The sequence below is a fragment of the Dyadobacter sp. genome (genome assembly GCF_039919315.1).
Classification (GTDB): domain Bacteria; phylum Bacteroidota; class Bacteroidia; order Cytophagales; family Spirosomataceae; genus Dyadobacter.
The window spans coordinates 74198-99893 of record NZ_JBDSFX010000057.1 but is presented as its reverse complement, the minus strand read 5'-3'; the positions used below and the strand labels follow the sequence as shown (position 1 = coordinate 99893).

20 protein-coding genes are annotated in these 25696 nt (G+C 45.5%); 11 read left to right on the top strand and 9 right to left on the bottom strand.

Going from position 1 to position 25696, the window contains the following annotated elements; genetic code table 11:
• Positions 1-9 precede the first annotated feature (9 nt).
• Complete coding sequence (locus ABIO93_RS16395; RefSeq protein WP_348069540.1) at positions 10-831, bottom strand: thymidylate synthase; 822 nt, start codon at positions 829-831, stop codon at positions 10-12.
• A gap of 35 nt (positions 832-866) precedes the next feature.
• Positions 867-1295, bottom strand: coding sequence for an OsmC family protein (locus ABIO93_RS16390; protein ID WP_348069538.1), 429 nt, complete (start codon positions 1293-1295; stop codon positions 867-869).
• Positions 1296-1487: 192 nt separating this feature from the next.
• Here ABIO93_RS16390 and ABIO93_RS16385 point away from each other — a divergent pair, with 192 nt between their 5' ends.
• The 7 genes from ABIO93_RS16385 (at position 1488) to ABIO93_RS16355 (ending at position 5778) form a co-directional block, all read left to right on the top strand.
• Positions 1488-1922: a hypothetical protein gene (locus tag ABIO93_RS16385; RefSeq protein WP_348069536.1), complete on the top strand. Its 435-nt coding sequence runs from the start codon at positions 1488-1490 to the stop codon at positions 1920-1922.
• Positions 1923-1964: 42 nt separating this feature from the next.
• On the top strand, positions 1965-2207 hold the full coding sequence (locus tag ABIO93_RS16380) for a 4a-hydroxytetrahydrobiopterin dehydratase (RefSeq protein WP_348069739.1): 243 nt from the start codon (positions 1965-1967) through the stop codon (positions 2205-2207).
• A gap of 37 nt (positions 2208-2244) precedes the next feature.
• Positions 2245-2958 carry a 16S rRNA (cytidine(1402)-2'-O)-methyltransferase gene (gene rsmI / locus ABIO93_RS16375; protein ID WP_348069534.1) on the top strand — a complete coding sequence of 238 codons (714 nt, stop codon included), beginning with the start codon at positions 2245-2247 and terminating at the stop codon, positions 2956-2958.
• Positions 2936-4159 (top strand): DUF4105 domain-containing protein, encoded by a 1224-nt coding sequence (locus ABIO93_RS16370; protein WP_348069532.1) that lies wholly within the window; start codon positions 2936-2938, stop codon positions 4157-4159. The genes rsmI and ABIO93_RS16370 overlap by 23 nt, the downstream gene beginning before the upstream one ends.
• Positions 4160-4165: 6 nt before the next feature.
• On the top strand, positions 4166-4957 hold the full coding sequence (locus tag ABIO93_RS16365) for an inositol monophosphatase family protein (protein WP_348069530.1): 792 nt from the start codon (positions 4166-4168) through the stop codon (positions 4955-4957).
• A gap of 108 nt (positions 4958-5065) precedes the next feature.
• Positions 5066-5605, top strand: a complete 540-nt coding sequence (locus ABIO93_RS16360; protein ID WP_348069528.1) for a YfiT family bacillithiol transferase — start codon at positions 5066-5068, stop codon at positions 5603-5605.
• A gap of 14 nt (positions 5606-5619) precedes the next feature.
• Positions 5620-5778, top strand: a complete 159-nt coding sequence (locus ABIO93_RS16355) for a FeoB-associated Cys-rich membrane protein (RefSeq protein WP_348069526.1) — start codon at positions 5620-5622, stop codon at positions 5776-5778.
• Between the two features lie 161 nt (positions 5779-5939).
• Here ABIO93_RS16355 and acs read toward each other — a convergent pair whose 3' ends face one another.
• The gene (acs, locus tag ABIO93_RS16350; protein WP_348069524.1) at positions 5940-7829 is read right to left on the bottom strand and encodes an acetate--CoA ligase; all 1890 of its coding nucleotides are present in this window, start codon (positions 7827-7829) and stop codon (positions 5940-5942) included.
• Between the two features lie 258 nt (positions 7830-8087).
• Between acs and ABIO93_RS16345 the strand changes: the two genes are divergently transcribed.
• Complete coding sequence (locus ABIO93_RS16345) at positions 8088-9308, top strand: hypothetical protein (protein WP_348069522.1); 1221 nt, start codon at positions 8088-8090, stop codon at positions 9306-9308.
• Here the strand turns inward: ABIO93_RS16345 and ABIO93_RS16340 are convergent.
• Together ABIO93_RS16340 and ABIO93_RS16335 are read right to left on the bottom strand one after the other, a co-directional pair.
• Positions 9305-9664, bottom strand: coding sequence for an ArsC family reductase (locus tag ABIO93_RS16340; protein WP_348069520.1), 360 nt, complete (start codon positions 9662-9664; stop codon positions 9305-9307). The two genes, ABIO93_RS16345 and ABIO93_RS16340, sit on opposite strands and share 4 nt — an antisense overlap.
• Before the next feature lie 30 nt (positions 9665-9694).
• The gene (locus ABIO93_RS16335; protein ID WP_348069518.1) at positions 9695-11095 is read right to left on the bottom strand and encodes a cation:dicarboxylase symporter family transporter; all 1401 of its coding nucleotides are present in this window, start codon (positions 11093-11095) and stop codon (positions 9695-9697) included.
• A 422-nt stretch (positions 11096-11517) separates the two neighbouring features.
• On the opposite strand from ABIO93_RS16335, the gene ABIO93_RS16330 reads away from it, so the two are divergent.
• The 3 genes from ABIO93_RS16330 to ABIO93_RS16320 are packed head-to-tail and all read left to right on the top strand — an operon-like array spanning position 11518 to position 16012.
• The gene (locus tag ABIO93_RS16330; RefSeq protein WP_348069516.1) at positions 11518-12369 is read left to right on the top strand and encodes a universal stress protein; all 852 of its coding nucleotides are present in this window, start codon (positions 11518-11520) and stop codon (positions 12367-12369) included.
• A gap of 55 nt (positions 12370-12424) precedes the next feature.
• Positions 12425-13501, top strand: coding sequence for a magnesium/cobalt transporter CorA (gene corA, locus ABIO93_RS16325; protein WP_348069737.1), 1077 nt, complete (start codon positions 12425-12427; stop codon positions 13499-13501).
• Positions 13502-13537: 36 nt separating this feature from the next.
• Positions 13538-16012 carry a bifunctional UDP-N-acetylmuramoyl-tripeptide:D-alanyl-D-alanine ligase/alanine racemase gene (locus tag ABIO93_RS16320; protein WP_348069514.1) on the top strand — a complete coding sequence of 825 codons (2475 nt, stop codon included), beginning with the start codon at positions 13538-13540 and terminating at the stop codon, positions 16010-16012.
• A gap of 3 nt (positions 16013-16015) precedes the next feature.
• Here ABIO93_RS16320 and ppk1 read toward each other — a convergent pair whose 3' ends face one another.
• The 4 genes from ppk1 to ABIO93_RS16300 all read right to left on the bottom strand — a co-directional run bounded on the left by ppk1 (position 16016) and on the right by ABIO93_RS16300 (position 25674).
• On the bottom strand, positions 16016-18343 hold the full coding sequence (gene ppk1, locus ABIO93_RS16315) for a polyphosphate kinase 1 (protein WP_348069512.1): 2328 nt from the start codon (positions 18341-18343) through the stop codon (positions 16016-16018).
• A gap of 172 nt (positions 18344-18515) precedes the next feature.
• The gene (gyrB, locus tag ABIO93_RS16310) at positions 18516-20471 is read right to left on the bottom strand and encodes a DNA topoisomerase (ATP-hydrolyzing) subunit B (protein WP_348069510.1); all 1956 of its coding nucleotides are present in this window, start codon (positions 20469-20471) and stop codon (positions 18516-18518) included.
• Between the two features lie 195 nt (positions 20472-20666).
• Entirely contained in the window at positions 20667-22364 is a 1698-nt protein-coding gene (locus ABIO93_RS16305; protein WP_348069509.1) for a hypothetical protein, read from the bottom strand.
• A 139-nt stretch (positions 22365-22503) separates the two neighbouring features.
• Positions 22504-25674, bottom strand: a complete 3171-nt coding sequence (locus ABIO93_RS16300; RefSeq protein ID WP_348069507.1) for a PVC-type heme-binding CxxCH protein — start codon at positions 25672-25674, stop codon at positions 22504-22506.
• Between the last annotated feature and the right edge of the window lie 22 nt (positions 25675-25696).

Sequence of the window (25696 nt, the reverse complement as noted above, 5' to 3'; positions counted from 1 at the left end):
TATGAATCCCTAAACCGCTACCGGCGCTTTAATGCCAGGCCAGGGATTATAATTTTGAAGTTCGAAATCTTCGAATTTGAAGTCAAACACACTTTTAACATCAGGATTGATAGCCATTTGCGGCAGATCTCTCGGTTCTCGGCTCAATTGCAATTCTACCTGATCCAAATGGTTGAGATAAATGTGCGTATCGCCGCCCGTCCAGACAAAATCTCCCAGATCCAGGTCACATTCCTGCGCGATCATCATCGTCAGCAGGGCATAACTCGCAATGTTGAACGGTACACCCAGAAAAACATCTGCACTGCGCTGATAAAGCTGGCAGGAAAGCTTACCTCTCGTTTCGCCGGCATCCGTATCGGGAGGAGCTACGTAAAACTGGAACAATGCATGGCATGGCTGCAATTTCATTTCCGACAATTCGGACGGGTTCCAGGCTGAAACGATGATCCTGCGCGAATCGGGTGAGTTTTTGAGTTGTTTCAGAACTTCCTGCAACTGATCGACTGACTTGCCATTTGGCCCTTCCCAGCTGCGCCACTGTTTGCCGTAGACCGGCCCAAGGTCACCATTTTCATCCGCCCATTCATTCCATATTGAAACACCATGGTCGTTCAAATACTTGATATTGGTATCACCCTGCAAAAACCAGAGCAGCTCATATATGATTGACTTAGTATGTACCTTTTTGGTCGTTACCAGCGGAAACCCATCTTTTAAATTAAACCGCATCTGATAGCCGAAAACACTGATAGTGCCCGTTCCCGTCCGGTCTGTTTTGCGGACACCATTTTCAAGAATGTGGCGTAATAAATCGTGATATTGCTGCATTGGAAATTTGAATTGACACTTTTATTGATTCTGAACTACACCGACGCGATTTCAACGCTGTAAGTAATGGTGGCCAGCGCTTCCATTTGGGCAGTAGCGGAGCAATACTTCTCCATTGACAATGCGATTGCGCGGTTGATCTTGTTCTCGTCCAGCTGGTTACCCGCAAATTTGAATAGCAAATGGATCTTCCTGAATGGTTTCCTTTTGGTATCCGGCTCCTCCTCGCGGTCGCCTTCCGTGATGATACGAAAATCGGTGATATCCTGACGTTGCTTCTTTAAAATCAACACAACATCAATCGCGCTGCAACTGGCCAGGCCCATTAATAATAGCTCCATCGGCCTCACACCCAGGTTACTTCCGCCAATGTCAGGCGAACCGTCGGTATGTACTTTCACTTCTGATGAACCGCTGCCTTCAAAGTGGAAGGCGTCATTTACACGGACTAATTCTACTTTCATAATTTGTTACTCGGGTTATCCGGAGGGGTCTCCCATCCATGATTTTGATCTTCTTTATCTCTTAAGGATTTGGACAGAATCAAAGTTCAAATATACTGGATCATTAGCGAAACGGCTATTTACCTTAATAATTTAAAAACTACTATAATCCTTGTATATTCGTTTTTATTAAAAGTTAAACACTTCATTGCAATGTTAAAACTATACGCTGGCATACTGTTTTGTCTGGCTTTATGTACAAATTGTAAAAAAGAAAGTGAAAAGGAGCCTGTCGTGAATGTGCCTGAGATTACAGAAAAGAGCCTCACAGGGATCTACAAAGGATACAAGTTTTTCAATAAGTCATACAAAGATTCGCTGGCCGTAACCATGAAAGTGGATTGGATTTCAGAAGGAAAAATGAACATTGAAGAAATAACACCTTTCCAGAACATCAAGCAAATAGAGCTGACAGGGTTTGATTTCACTTACGATCGGGGAACCGGCGAAGACGATTGCGGAAGAATAACCATGACGGGCACAGGCAATTTTAAAGGTGCCAGCCTGTATGTGATTGAAACCATTAAATGCGCCCGAACCGACCGGCCAGATAAGTTTGTAGAATATAAGGTTGTGAAGACTCAATAGTCTTGACCCGGCAAAATGCCAGTAAGTAAAACAGACGGAATGATGTGGAAAGAAGAGGATAATAAACTAAAAAAAAGCTTCACTTTTAAAGATTTTAAGAAAGCTTTTGCATTTATGACCGAAGTCGCAGAAACGGTTGATACCATGGACCATCACCCTTTCTGGACGAATATGTACAACAAGGTCACTTTTGAATTGAACACCCACGACGCGGGAGATATCGTAACCGAAAAAGATAAAAAGCTGGCGGCAGCGATTGACGTAATTTTTGAAAAAAGCAAATAACAGCCTACCCCATATTTTAGTGCCCAAAAGAATTTAAATGAAACTTTATATAGTACCCACGCCCATTGGAAACCTGGAAGATATTACGCTCCGAGCTATCAATGTGTTAAAAAGTGTGGATGTGGTTTTGGCTGAAGATACCCGCACCTCGGGTACGCTGCTCAAACATCTTGGGATCTCCAAACCCATGCATAGCTACCACATTCACAATGAACATCAGACTGTTACCAGGGTTGCTGAACGTATTTTAAAGGGCGAAAGCATGGCCCTTATTTCGGATGCAGGTACGCCTGCCGTTTCGGATCCGGGTTTTTTGCTGGTGAGGGAATGTATCAAACAGGGTATCGTCGTTGAATGTCTCCCCGGCCCTACTGCCTTTGTCCCCGCATTGGTCAACTCCGGCCTTCCGTGCGATCGCTTTACATTTGAAGGTTTTTTACCTCATAAAAAAGGTCGACAAACACGACTTCAAAACCTGGTGGAAGAAGAGCGTACCATGATTTTTTACGAATCTCCGCACAGGCTGATCAAAGCTTTGCAGCAGTTTGCAGAGTATTTTGGAGCCGACAGACAAGTATGCGTTTCCAGAGAACTGACGAAGATTTATGAAGAGAATGTCAGGGGAACGGTTCAGGAAGTAATAGCCTACTTTTCCGAAAAAACAGTTAAAGGAGAGATTGTCATCATCCTGGCCGGTAAGGTCGAAGAGAAAAAGAAATCTGATAAATATGCTGAGGAAGATCCTGAATAACATGAACCCAAACTATCGCCGGTCTTTTAAAAGCCTAACCATTACCATTCTCTTTTTTCTGAGCCTGAATCTGTCAGTATCAGCACAATTCGCCACATTAAGCCCGCAGACAAAGGTAAGTCTCGTGACTTTTGGGCCTGGCGAAGAATTGTACTCTGGCTTCGGACATAGTACTATCTGGATTTATGATCCGATGTTGAGACTTGACAATGCATATAGCTATGGTACTTTTAGTTTTGAGTCAGGGAATTTTTATATCAAATTCCTTCGAGGTACGCTCCCATACAAGATCTCAGTCGAGCCAATGGCTCTGCTTGTACCTTATTACAGATCAGAAAATCGCTCTATTTCAGAACAGGTGCTAAACCTTTCGCAGGAACAAAAACAGAAGCTTTACAACTATTTGGAAACCAACTATCTGCCGCAAAATCGTTTATACCAATACAAATATTTCTATGACAATTGCGCAACCCGCTTGGTCGATGCATTGAAAGCAGCGACTGGTGATAGTCTTATTTATACAGGATATACGAAGGAAAAACTGAGTTTCAGGCAATGGATCGACCGATATGCATTCAAACAAAACCCGTGGGCGGATTTCGGGATGGATCTGGCGATTGGTGCACAATCCGATGAAATTGCTACTGCTGAACAGGCTACGTTTTTGCCGGATAATCTGGCCACGGCTTTTGCAGATGCAAAGATCAAAACTGCATCGGGTGTGATGCCGCTAGTCAATTTTAAGAACGATTTATTTACTGCTGAACCCATAGTATACAAAGGCATATTTACCCCAACGGTCACTTTCTGGGCATTAGCCGTACTCGTTTTGGCATTAACCTACTGGCAAACCAAGAAAGAGATCGTCAATTTCACATTGGACAAAGTACTATTTGGCATAGTCGGGCTTGCTGGCTGGATACTGGTAATCCTGTGGGCGATCCGGAACGATGGTACTACCCAATGGAACTATGACATTCTCTGGGCCTTTCCATTGTGGATGCCGTTGATCTTCTTCTTTTCCGAAAAGAAGAAACCTTACTGGTTCCAGTTCATGTTGATATTTTACGGATTTCTCTTACTTTGCGCAACAGGCAATGTTTTGAAACATAATTATGTAGTTATCCCCATCATCATCACATTGATTATCAGGGTTTATTACATTAATAATTCACTTTCTAAAATTCCCGAAAAAGGATAATATAGTATGGATCTTGAACTGCTGACACAACAAACCATTGAAATTGTAAGGCAGGCTTCTTCATTTATTCAACAGGAAGCTGCACTTTTTTCCCGTGATAAAATCGAGTATAAAGACCTGAATAACCTGGTTTCTTATGTCGATAAGGAGGCTGAAAAGCTGCTGGTGGCAGGATTAAGCCAGATACTTCCGGAAGCACGCTACATTACAGAAGAAGGTACAACAGGCCAGGAGCCAGATCCTACTGCATTGAACTGGATCATTGACCCACTCGACGGAACTACCAATTTTATCCACGGTATACCGGTGTACTGCGTGAGTGTGGGCTTAGCCAGAGGCAAAGAATTGCTTTTGGGGGTTATCCACGAGCCTAGCCTGAACGAAATGTTTTACACATGGCAGGGAGGCGGGGCCTGGTGTAATGGAAAAAGCATCAAAGTCTCCAAGGTGCCGCGTTTGCAGGACAGCCTCATTGCCACCGGATTTCCTTATTATAAATTCGAAAAGCAAAAACGCTATATGTACATTCTGGAACTACTGATGCAGAAAACGCATGGTATCCGCAGAATGGGAGCAGCGGCGGTAGATCTTGCCTACGTAGCAGCCGGTCGTTTCGATGGATTTTATGAGTACAATCTCAATTCATGGGATATGGCGGCAGGGGTTTTAATGATCAAAGAAGCAGGCGGTACCGTGACGGATTTCAATGGCGGCGATAATTACCTTTTCGGAGGAGACATCATTGCAGCCTCCGGCGCTCACAAGGAACTGGTAGAAGTGATCAGAGAAAATTTCTAAAAATCACATCGCACCACCGACCCCATTCGGTCATTCCCGTTCCACGGGGGCCGTTCCACGGGGGACTCATTCACTCATTCAGTCATTCTCTCATTCAAAATTAAATAAATGGACCTGGAACAGCTTCAATATCCGATCGGCAAATTCAAATCGCAGGATAGCTATACATCGGCTGAAGTAAAATCTAACATTCAGATTATCAGCGCGCTGCCTTCTAAGTTTATCAATCTGCTCGGCAGCTGGGATGACGACAAACTGAATACACCATACCGGCCTGACGGCTGGACAGTCCGCCAGCTCGTACACCACGTTGCCGACAGCCACATTAATGCCTATACCCGGTGCAGGCTTGCATTAACGGAAGATAATCCGGTGATCAAACCGTACGAAGAGCAGCTTTGGGCCGAACTACCGGACGCAAAAATGGCGCAGGTAGAGTTGTCCATTCAGTTGCTGCGCTATGTGCATTTGCGATGGGTTTTGTTGTTGAATTCAATGGACGAAAAGGATCTGGCCAGAACATACGTGCATCCTGCTACCAACCGTGTTTTCAGGTTGGACGAAGTGATCGCCAATTATGCGTGGCATAGCGAACATCATTACCAGCACGCTTACAAGCTGGCGTCCAGGAACAATTGGTTATCGTAAAGTGTTTTTGAGGTATGCCAGTTCAACAGATCATTGTATTTCTCCTTTTCATAGCCGCAGCCGGATACATTGGCTGGCGGGTATGGAAGACATTTGATACCCGTAACAGTGGCGGTTGTGCAAAAGGATGCGGCTGCGCCGCAGACAAGGCATCTGCCACCAAAATAGGATAATTACACAAACAGGAAGCTCCTACGGAGCTAAAAAAAATAAACATAAAACGGATTGCTACAAACAGGAAACCGCTCTGCGGTTTTAGTCAATGCCAGAGGCATTTCCTGTTTGTAGCAATCCGTTTCAGTTATTGTTTTGCCCCGGAGGGGCTACCTGTTTTTTAAAACGCCCCTTTCTTAATATCTTCAACCACGCCAGGATCCAGCAAAGTCGAGATATCTCCGAGATTATTCACATCACCTTCCGATATTTTTCTCAAAATCCGGCGCATGATTTTTCCTGAGCGGGTTTTTGGTAAACCTGTCACAAACTGGACCTTGTCGGGTCGGGCAATAGGACCAATGATGCTCGAAACTGTGGCAGCAATGTCTTTCTTGAACATTTCAGGATCGTCGGGCGTATGTTCCAGGATCACGTAAGCATAAATGCCCTGTCCTTTGATGTCGTGCGCGTAACCTACCACCGCCGATTCCACTACTCCCAAGTGCATATTGATCGCATTCTCCACTTCCGCAGTTCCAATCCGGTGACCAGATACATTCAATACATCATCCACCCGGCCGGTAATGCGGTAATAACCATCCTCATCACGCAAACAACCGTCCCCGGTAAAGTACATACCCGGATAAGTTGAAAAGTAGGTTTGCTTGGCACGTTCATGATCGCCATAAGTAGTCCGGATAATACCAGGCCAAGGGAATTTTACGCAAAGATTTCCGGTCACACCATTACCTTCCAATTCCTGGCCATTCTCATCTACCAGTACCGGTTGGATTCCAGGTAGCGGTAATGTAGCGAAGGTTGGCTTTTCAGGAGTAATACCTGCCAGGGGAGAGATCATAATCCCGCCTGTTTCAGTTTGCCACCAGGTATCTACCAATGGACAATGGTCGGCACCGATGTTGGTCTTATACCAATGCCAGGCCTCCTCATTGATAGGCTCCCCTACCGATCCCAGTTTTTTCAGGGATGAAAGATCGTATTTTTTTACAGGGTCCAGGCCGAAGCTCATCAGCGAACGGATAGCAGTAGGTGCCGTGTAAATGATGTCTACTTTATGTTTTTCAACGATTTGCCAAAAACGTCCTGCGTCCGGGTAAGTGGGTACTCCTTCGAAAATAATGGACGTCGCTCCGTAGCAGAGTGGCCCGTAAACAATGTAGCTATGGCCGGTGATCCAGCCGATATCTGCTGTACAAAAATGAATTTCACCGGGTTCGTACTGGAACACATTCGCGAAAGTGTAGGTCGCGTAGATCATGTAGCCGCCGCACGTATGCACAACACCCTTTGGTTTCCCTGTCGATCCCGAAGTATAAAGAATAAATAAGGTGTCCTCAGCATCCATTGGCTCTGCCGGACAAACGGAATCTACGTGTTTCACTTCCTCCTCCCACCAGTGATCGCGCCCTTTGAGCATCGATACCGGTGTGCGGGTGCGTGTCATCACGATCACGTTTTTCACGGTAGTACATTGCACCAGAGCCTCGTCCACAGTCGCTTTCATTGGTATTACCTTCGAACCGCGGAAAGCACCGTCGGAAGTGATGACCAGGTTGCATTCAGCATCATTGATACGGTCAGCGATGGATTTGGCAGAAAACCCGCCGAAAACGACTGAATGGATAGCCCCGATGCGCGCACAAGCCAATATGGCAATGGTCAGCTCGGGTACCATGGGTAGGTAAATACAAACTCTATCGCCTTTTTTGACACCGTGTTTTTTCAGCACGTTGGCAAATCCGCAAACTCTATCGAACAAAACACGGTAGGTAATATGCACTGCCTGGTCTTCGGGATCATTCGGCTCCCAGATGATCGCATTCTGATCTCCTTTATCAGCTAAATGACGATCCAATGCATTTTCGGTGATGTTCATCACCCCGCCTTCAAACCATTTGATATTCGCCTCATGAAAGTCCCAGCTCAGCACTTTCTTCCACGGTTTACGCCACTGAAATTGTTGGGCCACTTCCGCCCAGAAACCTTCGGGATCGTCTACACTTTGTTTGTAGGCAACCTGATACTCTTCAAAGGTCTTAATTCTCATGATAAATAAAGGTTAAACTTAGGGAAATAGGATATTGGGTGACAATTTATAATTTTCATTTGGTTAGTCCTACTTAATGCAAAACAGAAAATTGACCCCATTTGACCCATATTCCTGATAATCAACACTTAGCATTCAAAGATGAATTCGCATCAATCTGATAATCTTTCTATTGTACATTTCTCTCCGGTCTGGCTGTGACCCCAAATCAAAATGCCGTACTTTCGGGACTCGAAACAGTGCGTCAAAGTTTAGTTTATGAATCAACCAATGATAGGGCAGGAGAATTTGAAAACTGGTTTTTCGGAAGCAGAAATTGAATTTATCCAAAAACATAAACATGAGAATGCTAGTCAGCTGATATTGAAAGCGGGCCAGCACAAAGGTTTTGACGTAAAAAAACTGGCTGCGCAAATCCTTTCGCGCCAAAAAGCAGCAAAGAAATTACCGGAATGGTCTGCTCATGACCAACTTATTTTCCCACCAGCATTGTCCGTGGAGCAATGTTCATCCGAGGCGACAGCGAAATACAAGGCCAGCCTTGTTTCCGGACAGCAACTGACTGACATTACCGGCGGAATGGGTGTGGACATTTATTATATGAGCAAAAATTTTGCCCATGCGGACTATTACGAACAGCAGGAAGAAGTAGCGGCGACTGCCCAATTCAATTTTCGGGAGCTAGGCGCTGACCACATTACCGTACATTCCGGCGACTCTTTGGAAGCGATTCGTAATGGTGCCAAGCCTTCCGACTGGATTTTTACCGATCCCGCCCGGCGCGACGCCAACAAGGAAAAAGTGGTACTCCTTTCCGACTGCACACCTGACATTCCTTCGAATCTTTCAGTATTGTTTCAAAATGCACCAAAGATCCTGATAAAAACCTCGCCTCTTCTGGACATTGATCTGGCCTCCAAAGAATTGACTAACCTGGTAGAAGTACATACTGTAGGCTATGAGCAGGAATGTAAGGAATTGCTTTTTGTATTAGACAAGAATGCAACCGGGCAGAATTTCAAGATCAAAGCGCGCGTCGTTGACTCGGCTGGCGGCATACTGCATCAGCTTGATTTTGACAGAGAGACGGAACGGAATGCGGCAGTTACTTACTCTGATCCTCAGGCCTATTTATATGAACCGCATGCGGCAGTGCTGAAAGCGGGTGCATTCAAGAGTATTTGCAGCATTTATGATGTGAATAAACTGGCGGTGAACAGTCAGCTATATACTTCCGATGAGCCGGTTACTGGCTTTCCCGGGCGTTCTTTTAAAATTATCGCAGTTTGTAAGCCGGATATGAAGGAAATCACCAAACACATTGGTGGCGACAAGGCTAACCTGACTACAAGAAATTTTCCTGCAAAACCCGAGGAGCTCAGAAAAAAATGGAAACTGAAAGAGGGGGGCGATTTTTACCTTTTTGCCACCACTCTTTCCGACAATTCCAAAGCAGTGATCATTACTGCGAAGTATTAATGCGCTAAGAATTTTTCTTCAAATATCTTCTCAGAAAAGCCGATCAGCAATGCATTGCCCGCCGCATCCTCTATGAGTGGTCTTTTAATAACTGAGGTATGCGATATCATGAGTTTCGCGGCTGACTTTTCGTCGGTGACCGCCGCTTTTTCTTCGTCAGAAAGTTCTTTCCAGGTGGTAGAGGCCTTATTCACTACTTTATCCCAGGGCAGCGTTTTGAACCATTTATCGATCCTCTCCTCGCCTATCCCGTCTTTTCTATAATCGTGAAATTGGTATGCGATCTGATTTTTATCAAGCCAGGTGCGTGTTTTCTTGATTGTGTCACAATTGGGTATTCCGTAAACCGTCAACATAAAAATGAATTACTCTAAAAAAATTAATACTTAAACTCCCGTAGCAACAGGCTCGTCTACCACTAGATCTGAATTGTGCATTTTCTCGTCATCCAGCTCTCCTTCCCAGCGTGCGATCACTGCAGTAGCCAGGCAGTTTCCGGTCACGTTCACCGATGTACGGGCCATGTCCATCAATTCGTCGATACCCATAATGAGCAGTACCGGCCATTCAGGCATCCCGAAATTGGCAATAGCACCCAGCAGGATCACTAATGTTGCTCTTGGAATACCGGCAACACCTTTACTGGTCAACATTAACAAAAGAACCATGGTAAGCTGCTGTCCGATAGACATTTCTGTCCCGGTGGCCTGCGCCACAAAAACCGTTGCGAGGGCCAGGTAAAGTGTTGATCCGTCCAGATTAAAACTATAACCAGTTGGCATTACAAATGACACGATTTGGCGGGGTACACCGAATTTTTCCATTTTCTCCATCGCTTTTGGCAATGCAGATTCTGAACTGGTGGTGGCAAATGCAATAGATACAGGTTCAAAAATGGCTTTCGCGAATTTGATTACCGGAATTCTGGCGATCAGGGCGATAGGTACGAAAACGATCAGGATGAAGACAATCAATGCGCAGTACAGTGTCGCGAGCAGCAACGCCAGGTTTCTAAGTACGTCAATGCCCATGTGGCCCACTGTTTCCGCGATCGCAGCACCCACACCGATCGGCGCGAAGTACATGATGATCTTGGTAAACTTGAACATTACCTCAGCCAGCAATTCCACGCCATGTACAAATTTTTCCTTCTTTGCAGCCGGTAACAATGCAAGACTGATTCCGAACAATACGCTGAACACTACGATCTGCAATACTTCACCGTGGTAAATGGATTTGGCTACATTTTCCGGAAATGAATGTAGTACAATGTCCTGCCACGTTTGCTCGGCCACTTTCGGCAGCGTCGCATTTAATGTTGCAGGAGCTATAATCCCTACACCAGGCTTGAACCAGTTGGCAAAGAACAGTCCGATTATCAATGCAAAAGTGGTAACTACTTCAAAGTACAGCAATGACTTCCAACCCATACGGCCTACCTGTTTCAGGTCGGAGTGACCTGCGATACCGGTCACCAATGTCGCGAACAGCAACGGTGCGATCACGGTCTTGATCATTTGTAAAAAGATCTGCCGCAAAAAGTGCAGCTCTGTCCCCATTTTCGGATAATCGTAACCTATTTCCGTTCCTACCAGCATGGAAATCAGGATGGAAGTGGTCAGGTTTTTTTTCAGGATTGCATAAACGATCAGCCCCGCCAGCGCCAGCCAGCGCAATGTGATCAGAATATTGTCGGATAAGGGAAGAATATCATAGGAACTTAATACGGTGGCTATCGCAGCAATGGTAACCAGGGCAATGTTGATAATGGTAATCTTGCTCTTCATACAGAAAGTTGAAATGAGGAATTATTTTGTAACGGTAAACTTATAAAAAATCATTTTAAGGCCAACTACACAAACAGCCGTAATTAACACAAATCGCAAAATTTTTGATATGTTTTGAATAATTTTATTTAATGATTGTATTAAATAGATGATATTTCAAGAAATAAATATCTGTTTAGTAAAAAATAATTTTTAGAGGGTTGGATCAATATTTTTAAAAATCCAATCTTTAAAAATAAGTCGGAAAAACGCTGGTGACGCTATCGGTCTGGCATAAAATTTGAACCTTATCCCACTACCGAACCAGGCGTGATCGGGGATGTCAAATCGGTTTCCCAGAAAACGTGACAAAAATCCTTTGTTTCAGTTCTTAAAATTGATATGTTCGGAAACTGCATTTCCTCACAATAAACCCAATGACCATGAATCGAATACTTGTTCCGATCGACTTCTCTGAAAATGCCGAACGTGCGCTTGCTGCTGCGAAACTTATAGCGGAAAAAGAAACAACAGAATTACTGATCCTCCACGCGTACCAACCCTACATTGCTGACGTAAATATAACGCCGGGAAACGTTTTACCAGGAATCGGCGGAACAGATTTTCTGTCACTTACCACTGAGCTGGAAGATGAGTTCCGCAAGAGACTGGACGGATACGCGAACAAACTCGTCGAAGAAGGATATCGCGCGCAAGCGGTATGGACTATCGGCAGTGTGCAATCTTCTGTGGAAGAAGCCATCGAGGAGCATCAGCCTTCATTGGTGGTGATTGGAAGAACAGGATCGGGTGGATTTCTTGACAAACTAATCGGTACCTCTGCAACGCATATCGCCCTGCATTCCCAATGTCCCGTGCTGGTGATCCCTCCACAGGCGAACCCGGCTAAATTTCAGAAAGTCGTTTATGCGACACAGTTTGAATACGACGAAAGTGACATTCTGAAAGAGGTATTTGTGTTGATGAACCATTTAGGCAGCAGCCTCACATTACTTAAAATCAAATCGGATAGCCAGCCTGACATTCAAGCTGATAACCAATACATTGCAGAGATCAAAGCTAAGTTTGCGATCAAAGAAAGTGATATCGTAATCCGCGAAGACCGGCACATACTGGACGGAATTGAGGCTTATTGCGATGAAGTTGGCGCCGACCTGCTGATTATGTCTTCCAGGGAAAGATCTTTTATCGAAGAATTCCTGATTAACCCGAGCGTAACCCGGAAACTGATCGTTGATACGCACGTTCCATTGCTTGTCTTCCATCTTAAGTGATCACCCATTGAGCAAAACAGAGCATAGTCACCACGCCAAACCGGCCGATACGGTCATTAAAAGGTCGAAACGCTACAAAAAACGTAACCTCCTGACCTCTCCGGGCACACTGACGTACATTGGACCTGACATTGAACTGAAAACCAAGATCAGGCGGGTACAATTTAATGATCATTTGTTCAGAGATGAGCCAGTGAAGTCATTGGGTGAATGTAAGCCAGTGGAAAATGGCGAGCCGGTGATTACCTGGCTGGACGTGGACGGTATCCACGAAACCGTGCTCATTGAAAAGCTGGGAAAACTGTATGACCTGCATCCGCTGCTGCTAGAAGACGTCGTCAACACGGAGCATAAGCCCAAATTGGAGATATATGACGATGGCTATCTGTTTTTAACATTGAAAATGCTTCACGTTGAGACGGAATCGCCCATCTGCATTACCTCGGAACATGTGAGCTTTGTGTTGGGTAAAAATTACCTGCTGTCTTTTCAGGAAGAACTGACGGATGACATTTTCACGCCGGTAACGAACAGACTGGAAGCATCTGTGGGCAAAACCAGGAGAAATGGCCCGGATTACCTTCTTTTCGCATTGATGGATGTCGTCGTCGACAATTACTTCATTGTGCTAGAAAAATTGGGCGATAGCCTCGATTATACCGAAGATCAGGTGATACGCGGCTCAGAGGATTTGTCATTAAAAGAATTGTACGCCCTAAAACGAGAGCTGACCATGGCCCGCAGGCAGATATGGCCGCTGCGTGATATGATCAACCAGTTGATCCGGGAGGATAATTCGCTTATTCAAAAAGAAGCAATCCCTTACTTCCGCGACCTGTACGATCACGTGATGCAGGTGCTGGATACGATTGATTCCTACCGTGAATTATTGGCTAGTTTGGCCGACGTTCATCTCTCCACCATTAGCAACAGGATGAATTCCGTGATGAAAACGCTAACCGTTTTTTCAGCCATTTTCATGCCGCTGACATTCATTGTGGGTGTTTATGGGATGAATTTTGACTATATGCCGGAGCTAAAAATGAGGTATGGATATTTTTACGTGTGGGGACTCATGGCCGCGGTCACGGTAGGGATGATATTTTATTTCAAGTCTAAAAAATGGACGTAGGTTTGATACCTTTGTGCTTTGAACAAAAGTATTGGAATGAGCCTTACCGGAAATAGCGCACAAGGAATAACTACCAAAGCGGCATACATTTTAACCGACAGCCGACAGATTTCCTTTCCCGAACAAAGTATATTTTTTGCCATCAAAGGAGTACGACACGATGGTCATCAGTTTCTTCCTGAATTATACGAAAATGGTGTCAGAGAGTTCGTAGTGGAAGAAGCCTCATTCTCCGAAGCACTTCGTACACTCACTTCACAATGGGATGATGCCCAAATTTGGGTCGTTCCATCTGCTATCCGCGCATTGCAAAAACTGGTTTCAGAAAAGCGGCGTCAGTTTGACATTCCGGTGGTTGGTATCGCCGGAAGTAATGGAAAAACGATCGTAAAAGAATGGCTTGTACAATTGACTGCGCCCGGAAAAAGGGTCGTAGCGAGCCCGAAGAGCTATAACTCACAGATAGGCGTTCCGCTTTCCGTCTGGAACCTCGGTAAGGAACATAACCTCGGTATTTTTGAAGCTGGTATTTCGCAGGCACATGAAATGGAATACCTGCAACCGGTCATGCAGCCTACTATTGGCATATTTACCAATATTGGCCCGGCACATGATGACGGCTTCAGGAGCCGCAAGCAAAAGATCACGGAGAAGCTGCGTTTATTTACCAAGGTCAGAAAACTCATTTACAGGAAAGATTATAAAGACATTGACGAGGAGGTGAGCCTGATACTAAGGCCGGTGAATCCGTTTCTGGAAGTGATCAGCTGGGGAAGCGGCCATTCAGGAGCATCCATTCAGGTTGTTTATGATCTTCAAAAAGATAAAACAGTTATTGCATTCAAAGGAAAATACGGCGAGCATACCTTCGAGACTACTTTTCGGGATGATGCTTCACTGGAAAACCTCACGCATTGCATTGTATTCCTGCTCGATTTCGGCCTGTCGCATAGCATCATTCAGGATCGGATTCTACATCTGAAACCTGTCTCCATGCGGTTGGAGCTGAAAGAAGGGATCAACCATTGCTATATCATCGACGACGCTTACAACAATGATGTACAGGGACTTTCGATGGCGCTTAACTTCCTGGGGCAGCAGGAACAACGTCAGAAAAAGACCGTCATCCTCTCAGATGTGCTGCAAACCGGGCAAACGCCTGGCGAGCTTTACGGCCTCGTCGCTAAATTATTGAAAGAGAAAGCAATTGATGAAGTCATTGGGATAGGGCCCGAGATCAGCAGCCAGGCTGAGCTGTTTGAACTACCTGCGCAGCATTTCTTTCCTGATACGGAAACATTTTTAGGCGATTTCCCTTTTAATACATTGTCAGACAGCCTGGTATTGGTAAAAGGTGCGCGTCCATTTTCATTTGAAAAAATCGTGCATCGTTTGCAGCAAAAAGCACATGGTACCGTCCTTGAAATCAATCTGGATGCCCTAGCGCATAACCTGAACTACTACCGGTCCAAAGTAGGATCCGGCACGAAGGTCATGGCTATGGTGAAAGCATTTGCATACGGCAGCGGCAGTTCAGAAGTAGCTTCATTGCTGCAATACCACCGCGTCGACTACCTGGGCGTGGCTTATGCAGACGAAGGTGTGGCGCTTCGCCAGTATGGGATCAGCCTGCCTTGCATGGTCATGAATGCTACTGTTCCGGCATTCGACCTGCTCATTCAGTACAAACTTGAACCGGAAATTTACAGCCGCAGGATTCTGCTAGATTGGATTAATTACATCAAAAAAATAAATGATCCTTCCGAAATTCCTTCGGTGCATTTGAAGCTCGATACCGGAATGCACCGGCTGGGCTTTGTAAACGACGATTTTGAATGGCTCATCGGGCAACTCCAAAGCCACCCGGCAGTGAAAGTAGCCAGTATTTTCTCCCATTTGGTTGGCGCAGATGAAGGTGTGCACAATGAATTTTCAATGCGTCAATACCAGCAATTCATTGAAGGCGCGGCGCTGCTGGAAAGCACATTGGGTTACAAAACCATTAAACACATCCTGAATTCCGCCGGAATTGTGCGTTTCCCTGATTATAAGCTGGATATGGTGAGGCTCGGGATCGGGCTTTACGGGGTGGAGGCGACCGGCCAGGAACAACGTGCGCTGCAATCCGTTGGGACATTGAAAACCATTATTTCACAGATCAAATACCTTTCTTCTGGCGAAACCGTGGGATATAGTCGAAAAGGCCACATTGAACATGACTCTGCGATCGCAACTTTGGCCATTGGTTACGCCGACGGCTATGACCGTGGCTTGGGTAATGGTATCGGGCATGTATTAGTGAACGGAACATTGTGCCCCACGATCGGGAATATCTGTATGGATATGACCATGGTTGATGTGACGAATGCCCGGGCAGAAGAAGGGGATGAAGTTATTGTTTTCGGCAAAGAAGTTCCCATTACTGAGCTAGCCAAAAGCATCAACACCATCCCCTATGAACTACTGACCGGTATCGGTGACCGGGTTAAACGCGTTTTTTATAAGGAGTAACCTTCAGGAAGCTTCTTTTTCAGCCTGCACTTCAAAGTCAGAGATTTCCATCTCTGCCGGTTCTGCAGGCTTTTCTTTGTTACCTTCTTCCACCAACTTATCCTCTTCCACAAACAAATGCGTGGCCATGACCATGTCCAATGTGACGCTATAAAATGCCTCGTGTACATTCAATGGCTCCAATCCTTCCAATTCGCATTTGATGTACGTTCCGTCTTCCTGCATTTCATAGGAATTCACATTGTCCATTAAACTGTAATAAAGAATATGGATAGCCTCCTGCCTCACCCGCGGATCGACCAGTTTGAAAAGTGATTCAATGCGTTTATCAAAGCTGCGAACCATGGCGTCGGCACTACCGCCGTACACCAGGGGATTGCCATTCTGGTGGAAATAGAATATTCTCGAATGTTCCAAAAAGTCCCCTACCAACGAGCGAACCGTGATATTTTCACTCAATCCTACACGCTGAGGGCGCAGGCAGCACATGCCGCGCACGATCAGCTTAATCGGCACTCCAGCTTCCGAAGCTTTATACAGTTCGAGAATGGTATCCCTGTCTTCCAGGGAGTTGATTTTGATACAAATACCACTTTTCAGTCCTGCTTTTGCGTTTTCGGCTTCCTGCTGGATCAGCTCGATCAGTTTCGCACGCATGTAACGCGGGGCCGTGATCAGGTTCTGGTACTCCGAAGGGATGGAATGGCCGGTAATGACATTGAAAAACTCCGAGATATCATGCGTATACTCCTCGTTCGAAGTCAGCAAGCCTGTGTCAGTGTAGAGTCTTGATGTATCCTCATTGTAATTACCGCTTGACAAATGTGCATACCGCAATACCCGGTTACCCTCGTTTCTTACGATCAGCAGCAGTTTGGTGTGAGTTTTCAACAAACCAATACCATAAATGACGAAACAACCTGCCTTTTGCAGGCGCTGGGCTTCCTTGATGTTATTTTCTTCGTCAAAACGCGCTTTTACCTCGAACAGAACCGCCACGTGTTTGCCATTTTCAGCCGCATGGAGGAGCGCCTCCGTGACACGGGAATCTTTCGCTAACCGATAAATCGTCAGTTTAATGGACAGTACCTTAGGATCTTCTGCGGCCTGTTCCAATAGCTGCAGTACAGGCTCAAAGTTGTTGTAAGGATGGTGCAGCAAAATATCACGCTCACGCATTACCTCAAAAATATCGGGAATGCGCTCCCTGTCGAGCCCTAGCGGTGGCACCGGCGGGTGTATCGTTGGGATCTGATCTTTGAATTCAGGATGTTTGATAATGCTCCAGAATGCAGTATAGTCGATCAGTCCGTCGATCGGGAACACATTGTAATCATCAATTTCCCAGCGCTTTTTGATCAGGCTCAGCAGGTCAGGATTGGTATCTTGCTCGATATAGACCTGCACTACACGCCCCAAACGCCTGCTTTTAATTTTTTGTTTGATCTCGTCGATAAAGTCAGCTTCGATGTCGTCGCTTTCTTCCAATGTAAAATCCCCGTTTCTGAGGATGCGGAATATGTTGGTTGACACAATGTCGACATTCCGGTAAAGCTTGTTGATATGCGCACGAACGATCATTTCAATGGGCAGGAACAGTAGCTCATCCTCCCGCTCGATTACATAAAAACGGGGTAAATTAAGCGGTAATTGCACAAATGAAAGCTTTCTGTCTTCTTCCGAAGTCGTGCCTTTCACCTGCGTGATCACCCCTAAGACCAGCACTTTGGCCAGCAGCACCGGAAACGCGTGCGTATAGTCAAACAGCATGGGCGTCAGCATTGGATACACGGTCCGCTCAAAATACTCCTCAACCGCTTCTTTTTCGTCGTCTTCTACTTCATCAATGCCTACTATGCGGAAGCCATGCTTGGAAAATAATGGCAGTAACTGGTTTTTGTAACAATCATTCTGGCGACGCACAAAATCGTGCAGCTCGCGCATCAATACTTTCCTGAAAGGAATTTCGCGCAAACCGGAATAGTCCAGCCGTTCTTTTCCAAAGTCGAGGTAATTATAGAGACTTCCCACCCGGATAGACAAAAACTCGTCCATGTTGGAAGAGGTGATAGCCAAGAATTTAAGCCGGTCGAAGAGGTTACGATCTTCATTAGTAGCCTGGTCGAGTACCCGGTCATTGAATTTCAACCAGCTCAGGTCGCGGCTGATGAGGTCGCTTTGCTGAACCAGTGTATTGGCTTTTTCCGAAGAGCTTACCACTTTGCTTTCGTCCGCCGGGGCTTGCGCCTTTGGACTTTTGAAAAAAGCAAAAAGATTAGTGAGTTTGCCTCGTTTTTCATTGCTATATATGGGGTCAGTGGAACCTGGCATAGGGAATTCTGTTAAATACTACTTTGGTAAATGGAACTAAAAATTCAACGAATCTAAACAATCTATTGTTTTCGGGTATATGAAGTTTCTGTTAAATTTCGTCATAAAAAAAGAAACGGATGGCTGAAATTGACAGCCATCCGTTTCCAATCAAATATATCGGAGCTAGCGGCTATACGTCCACGCGCGCATATTTTGCATTCTTTTCAATAAAATCACGTCGGGGAGCAACTTCGTCACCCATCAGCATGGAAAACAAGTGATCCGCCTCCGCTGCTGACTCTATTGAAACGCGTTTCAAGCTGCGACGGTCCGGGTTCATGGTTGTTTCCCATAATTGTTCTGCATTCATTTCTCCCAAACCTTTGTAACGCTGCACATGCACCGACTCTTCACGACCGGCACCAATGGCCCTAACTGCTTCTTCGCGCTGTAATTCAGTCCAGCAATACCTTTCTTCCTTACCTTTTTTTACGAGATACAATGGCGGCTGGGCAATGTAGATGTAACCGTGATCGATCAAAATCTTCATATATCTGAAAAAGAATGTGAGGATCAGGGTACGAATGTGACTACCATCGATATCCGCATCGGTCATGATCACTATTTTGTGATACCTCAGCTTGTCGATATTCAGGGCACGTTCGTCACCATCTTTACCAATCTGCACACCCATTGCGGTGAACATATTCTTGATCTCTTCGTTTTCATAAATGCGGTATTCCTGCGCTTTCTCGACATTCAGGATCTTACCACGAAGCGGCAATATCGCCTGATATGCCCGGTTACGGCCTTGCTTGGCAGTTCCACCCGCTGAATCCCCTTCGACCAGATACAATTCGCAAACGTTAGGGTCGGTTTCAGAGCAATCTGAAAGTTTTCCCGGTAAGCCGGTACCCGTAAGTATATTTTTACGCTGCACCATTTCACGGGCCTTTTTTGCCGCAATACGTGCTTTCGCCGCAAGGATTACTTTGTCAATAATGACCCTTGCTTCCTTTGGATGTTCATCCAGATAAGTATCGAGCATTTCTGAAACAACCTGGCTTACGACACCGGTTACCTCTGAGTTACCCAATTTGGTTTTGGTCTGACCTTCAAACTGTGGCTCCTGTACTTTGATGGAGATCACCGCTGTCAAACCTTCACGGAAATCGTCTCCGCTGATCTCGATTTTTTCTCTGGCAAGAACACCGGATTTTTCAGCGTAATTTTTCAGCGTCCGTGTCAACGCAGCCCTGAAACCGGAAACGTGCGTTCCGCCTTCAACGGTGTTGATATTGTTCACATAGGAGAACACATTCTCGCTATATGAAGTGTTGTACATCATGGATACTTCCACCGGAACTGTTCCTTTCAGCGTTTCCATGTGGATAGGCTCAGGGATCAATGGTTGGCGGGTTGCATCCAGATAAGTTACAAATTCGTTCAGACCTATTTCAGAATAAAAATCTTCTCCTCTGAACTTGCCGTCCTCATCCTCTTCACGCTTATCTTCCAGTGTGATGCGGATTCTTTTATTCAAATAGGATAATTCCCTGAGACGGGTAGCTACGGTTTCATATTTGAATTCTGTAACTGTAAAAATGGTTGCATCCGGCAAAAAATGGATGAATGTTCCGGTTTTCTCTGAGTCGCCAATGACCCGGGCTGAATACAACGGCTTGCCTTCACTGAATTCCTGCTCAAATATTTTGCCTTCACGATGGATCTCAGCGCGCAGGTGTATGGATAGCGCATTCACGCAGGAAACCCCTACTCCGTGCAAACCACCTGAAACCTTATATGTGTCTTTATCGAACTTACCCCCGGCGTGCAATACGGTCAGTACTACTTCTAATGCAGATCTTTTCTCCTTGGGGTGCATTCCGGTTGGAATACCGCGACCATTATCCTGAACAGTAATGGAATTATTTTTTTCTATCGTAACATTGATGGTATCGCAATAGCCGGCCATCGCTTCATCAATGGAATTATCAACAACCTCCCAAATCAGATGGTGAACCCCCTTAAAACCAGTGTCACCAATATACATGGCCGGACGCTTACGAACTGCCTCTAAACCTTCAAGAACCTGGATATTTTCGGCTGAATAACTATTTACTTCTACCACTGTTTCGTTTGACATATAGTTTGTTTTACACTTGGATAAAAAGAACCATTTTCAGGCTTTTTAAGCCCGTAAAGATACGATTTTTTTCGCATAAATCCAGGGTTCAAAGACGATTTAATGCCACTAAAAAGCCTTGTAGAAATATTAAATAACCAATATTTGGGTGCACGAGGTTATTTGGGAATAAAACGCTCCCGAGAAAAAATGGAGCTAGCGAAGTACAAGTTTGCCAGCGGTAACAATTAATGATTTTCCGAGCCGGTAAAACCTTTTGTCACCGCTGTTTTTCACATCCAGGATACCCAGTTCATAGCTACCGTCCGGGAGATCGTCCTTCCTGATAAACGTATTGAACCCGTTTTTGTAGTATATCTGCTGCGTCAAAATTTCCTTTCTGGCAGCCGTTTTCGCATTGGCACCCATCAAATGGATCTGGCCTGTGTTTGTATTTTTTAGAACCAAAAACCGATCGTCCAGCAAACCCTTACGATCCGGAAAAGCATTGTCGGCAACAAAAAAATAGGTAAGGTCTTCCACACCTGTGCGCACAAAACGCTGTACCCGCCAGTCTTCCAGATAAGTTTGCTGGCCGTTGTTTAATGTGGTATTGGTCGTAAACAAAGAGTCAAGCTGCGACTTCGTCGCAACAGGCTGCGGTACTGTGAAAAAACCTTTTTTGTAAGCAGGCAATAGATAGAAACTAGCATTCCTGACGATCGTTTTTTCAACTGAAAACATATTACGATTCGTTTGCCAGTTATACACATCGGCCAGGTAAACAGCTCTTTTCGTCGCCACCACGCCGGTATACGCATAATGCGAATAAGCCCAGTAGAATATGCTTAGTGCGGTAATGGTATAAAGGACAGCCATTTTGCGGAATATCGTCGTGTAGTCCAACAAAAGGATGTAGAAAATCACCGTCGACAGGCAGGCGTAAATCTGGAACCGGCTTGCAATGGTGCCTCCCGCCCAGGAACGAAACAGCGCGATCACTGTGCTCGTAATGAAGATGAACCCAAAAAGCGTAAGCAGCTCCACAGTACCTGGTTTCACCCAAACCGGTTTATTGAAATAGACCGCAAAAACCTTTACGGTCAGGAAAACCATAAAGCCGGTGATCAAAGCTCCCCATAGCGCTGACCATAACACTGCATTACCCCATAACGACATGCTGGACCCGATAAAGCCAAAAAGAGAAGCAATAAAACTCATTACGTCCTCCGGCAGCTTACCCGCCTGCCCCGATTCGTACCCCGCCAGGTAAATACCCAGACAGATCACCATAAAAAGAGCGGTAAGCCCGGCCTTTTTGAAGTCTTTCAGACACAAGAAATAAAACACGATAGCTGGAAATGACAGAACACCATTCCCATGCGTGAAAGTCGCAAGAAAGCAGCATAGCATCGCCAGGTAAAAAGCGCGGTTGCTGCCCTGCGACACCAGAATAATGGCCGTAACCGTGAATGCAGTCAGGTAGGAATGCTGCATTCCATTCAAAGCCCAACCTGAAATTTCGTGATACAGCGGGTGAAAAAACAGAAATGGCGCTGGCAGAAAGTAATATATTGGAAGCTTTGTTTTACGGAATTGAAGGTAAAGAAAGTAGAATATGTAAATGACGTTCAGCAATACGAGGACAATGTAAAACCTGAAATTGAGCGTACCCGTCATGCTATATTCAATGAGGGCTATAAGCCTCGGAATGACTGCCTTATGATCATTGAACGTCCTGAACAGTTCCTTAACCAATCCAATAAAACCAAGCCCTCCTTTCGAAACTGTTTCAATGAACTGGATCAGCAAAAAATCATCTTGAAAAGGGAAATTAACGGAGAAGTAAAAATTATAAACAAAGTATATGAAAATGACTAAACTGATGGCAATACCGGCAAAAATTCGAAGCATATCGGATTGATTTATTTCAATCGCGAAGTTAAAACAATAGCGGTTCTCTTGCTAACCGATTGAGCATTTCAACCCCCTGGAATACAAAAAGGACAGAAACGAGTCCTGTCCTTTTGCTTCAATATATCCATTCAATGCCCTACATCTTTTCCAAAGGGTGTTCTTTCAGCAGCTGGTCAGGAGAATAAAAATCCTTCTTGCTTTCCGTCGCCGCCCTTACTGCCTTTACTTTTTCAGGAAGTATAGCCGGGCCTTTGTTTCCGAACGAATTCCGAACATAGGTAAGCACTGCTGCCACTTCTTCATCTTTCAGCAAACCTGCAAATGGCGTCATCGGAACCTGGCCGGGATATTTTTGCCCATTCACTTCAATGGGTCCGAGCAATCCTTTAAGCGCCAGTTTAATCAGTCTTTCGTCACTACCCATAACCCAGTTACCAGTCAAAGGCGGGAAACCGGAAGCCGAGAGACCTTTCCCGTCAGGCTGGTGGCAGGTTGAGCAGTAACCTTCTTTGGCATAAATCTGCCGCCCCATGTTGAACAGTATCAAATCCTTGCCTTTCAGGTCAGTTTTGGCAACTGCTTGTTGTTCTTTTTTCACATTAACCCCATTCAAATGGGCCACCGCAGCTTCATGCGCGTGGATCATCCAGTCGTCCAGCGGCATTTTCTTCGCTTCTGCCAGTATCGGCAGGCCTTTTTCTTTTCCTATCCACGAAGCTGCGACGATACCTACCAGTCTTACCCGGCTGTTTTCATCTTTTACAGCCTGCATGAGCAGATCTGCCTGGTCGGGAACCTGATGGCCTGTGTAACGTAAAACCTGCACCGCAGCCGCTCTCACGTGGTAATCCTTCGCTTTCAGTACTTGTTTCAAAAGCTTCTGATCTACTTTATTCAATCCCCAGCTTACCCACAATCCTTCCAGCAAATGATGCTCGTAACGCGGGTCGCTTTTATCGAGGCTGGCTGTCCAGGCTGTCAGTTTCGGTAGAACTTTTGCTGCGTCCAGTCCTCTCAGTTCACGTCTGGTTCTGTAACGGGTACGGTATTCTGGTAATTTAAGATTTTCAAAAAGCTCGTCAATGCTGGCTCCTGCCACTTTTGCGGGTGTTACCAATGGCCTCGACGGGTAGGTAATGCGGTAAACACGGCCGTGTGAGTGGTCACGCAATGGGTCACGTGCGTTGTGCTGCATGTGCCCGATGAGGATGTTATGCCAGTCAATCACGTATAGTGAGCCGTCTGGCGCGAATTCCATGTCAACAGGACGGAAGTTTCTGTCTTCACTGACGACCAGGTCCTGGCGGTGATGGCTTTTGTAGCCGGTACCGTCGTCAGTCAATGTATGTTCTTTGGTCCCTAAGAATCCAATGGTGTTATTGATCAAAAAGTCTCCCTGAAGTTCGTCGGGGAAATGGCGGCTGGAAACGAATTCCAAACCGGAAGTCGGTCTTACCAGGTGCGCTTTCTCAATCAGCTGAACCGATTTGTGGTTAGCTTCTCCATATCTTGGGAATACCGATCCTGGCAGCATCCAGCGTACATCCGGGCTGGATGTTTCGGCAAAGAAAGGCTGTCCCCAATCGTCAAATGCAATCCCCCAAGGATTTGGAATCGAAAGCTGGGCAGTCCGTTCCAGTTTTTTACGCTGTGGTGTATATCTGTAAAAACCACCATTTGTTGCACGTACCGGACCGTAAGATGTTTCCACATTGGTATGCAAAAACACGCCTTCTCCTGAGTAAATAGCTCCCGAAGGATCCACTGTGAATGCGTGGCTGTTATGGTGCGTATCATGGTCATCAAAACCGCTGAGCAGGATTTCCACTTTGTCGGCTTTGTCATCACCATTGGTATCTGTGAAAAGTTTCAGGTTGGTTCCCTGCGAAACGTAAACGCCTTCTGCAGCAATTTCAAATCCAAGTGGTAAATGCAGCCCGTCTGCGAAAACCGTTTGCTTATCCGCTTTACCGTCATTGTTGGTATCTTCCAGAATGATGATTTTATCATTTGGTTTTGAATCGCCCGGCTTGTAATGCGGATAACTTGGCATCGTCGCGATCCACAGCCTGCCTTTGTTATCAAACGACATTTGCATCGGTTTGGCAAGATCTTTAAACTCCTCTTCTGATGCAAAAAGTTCGATTTTATAACCCTCTGGCACTTTTAGCTTTTTTAATGCATCATTACCATACAAATATTCAAGGCTTCCGTTTTTCTCAGGATTGAAATTCGTTTTGACAGGAGGCAATGGCGTCGTATTCTTGTCCGCAGCCGCCAGATCCAGTTTCTCTCCTTTCGAAGCCGCCAGCCACACTGCTTTGTCACGGATATCAGTCATTTCCCTGATCTTCTGGATTTCAGCAGGATAGTTGTCGGGACCAAACGGATTGTAGCGACGCCCGTAAACGTGTACTCCATTTGGGATTTTAATGTCATTGTGCCACATCCAGTTTTTCTCCATTACTGCATCGTGGACAAGCTGACGGTTCTTTTCTGCTTTCGGAGCTGCTTTTCCAAATACTTGATCGGCTAGCAGAACGCCCAGTTTTTTATAACCTTCCACATTAAGCTGCGAGCCGTCAATGGTCAGGTCTTCTTTGGTATCGGTGTACCATTTTTGTGAAGGTGCAAATGCATCGACATACAGCACATTGTTTTTTTCCGAAACCTCCTTCATGGCTTTGGCATACAACAAAATATTTTCGTTCTCCTTTTTACCATTCGGCAGATCGAATTTGGCAGAAAGGTCTTCGAAAGCGATCGGTGAAACGATGGCCAGTTTCGGAGCCGCGGTGCCATTGTATTTCTGGCTTAATGTGTATTTGATAAATGCATCGAGCTCAGCTTTATAGTTTTCAAGTCCTGCTTTTCCTTCAAAAGACTCGTTATATCCAAAAAAAGCAATGATCACATCCGCTTTGTGGCGGGTAAGCCACTCGTCAGGATAGTCGAAATGGCCTTCGCTTTGGGAAGGGTTGGCCAATTCAGTCTGGAATTTCTCAGCGCCTGGAAAAGCCCAGGGCGTGTTGCGACTTGCGTGCGGCCTGAACCCCGGGGTATCGCCACCATCACACATATTGCGGATGTAGAGCATATCCTCGGGATACCTTACCTGCATTTCAGTCTCGAAATTATCGTAATTCATCATTCTGGAACCCAGGTTATTACCCAGCAGAATAATGTGCTGTCCCTTTTTAACATCAATGGACGCGGACTGATTGAATTTGAAAGCACTGAAGCCAATGATGGCCAACACAAATGCTAGGAGCGAAACGGAGACGCTGATTTTCCTGGGTTTAGACATTGATCGGTAATCTTGAAGTGGG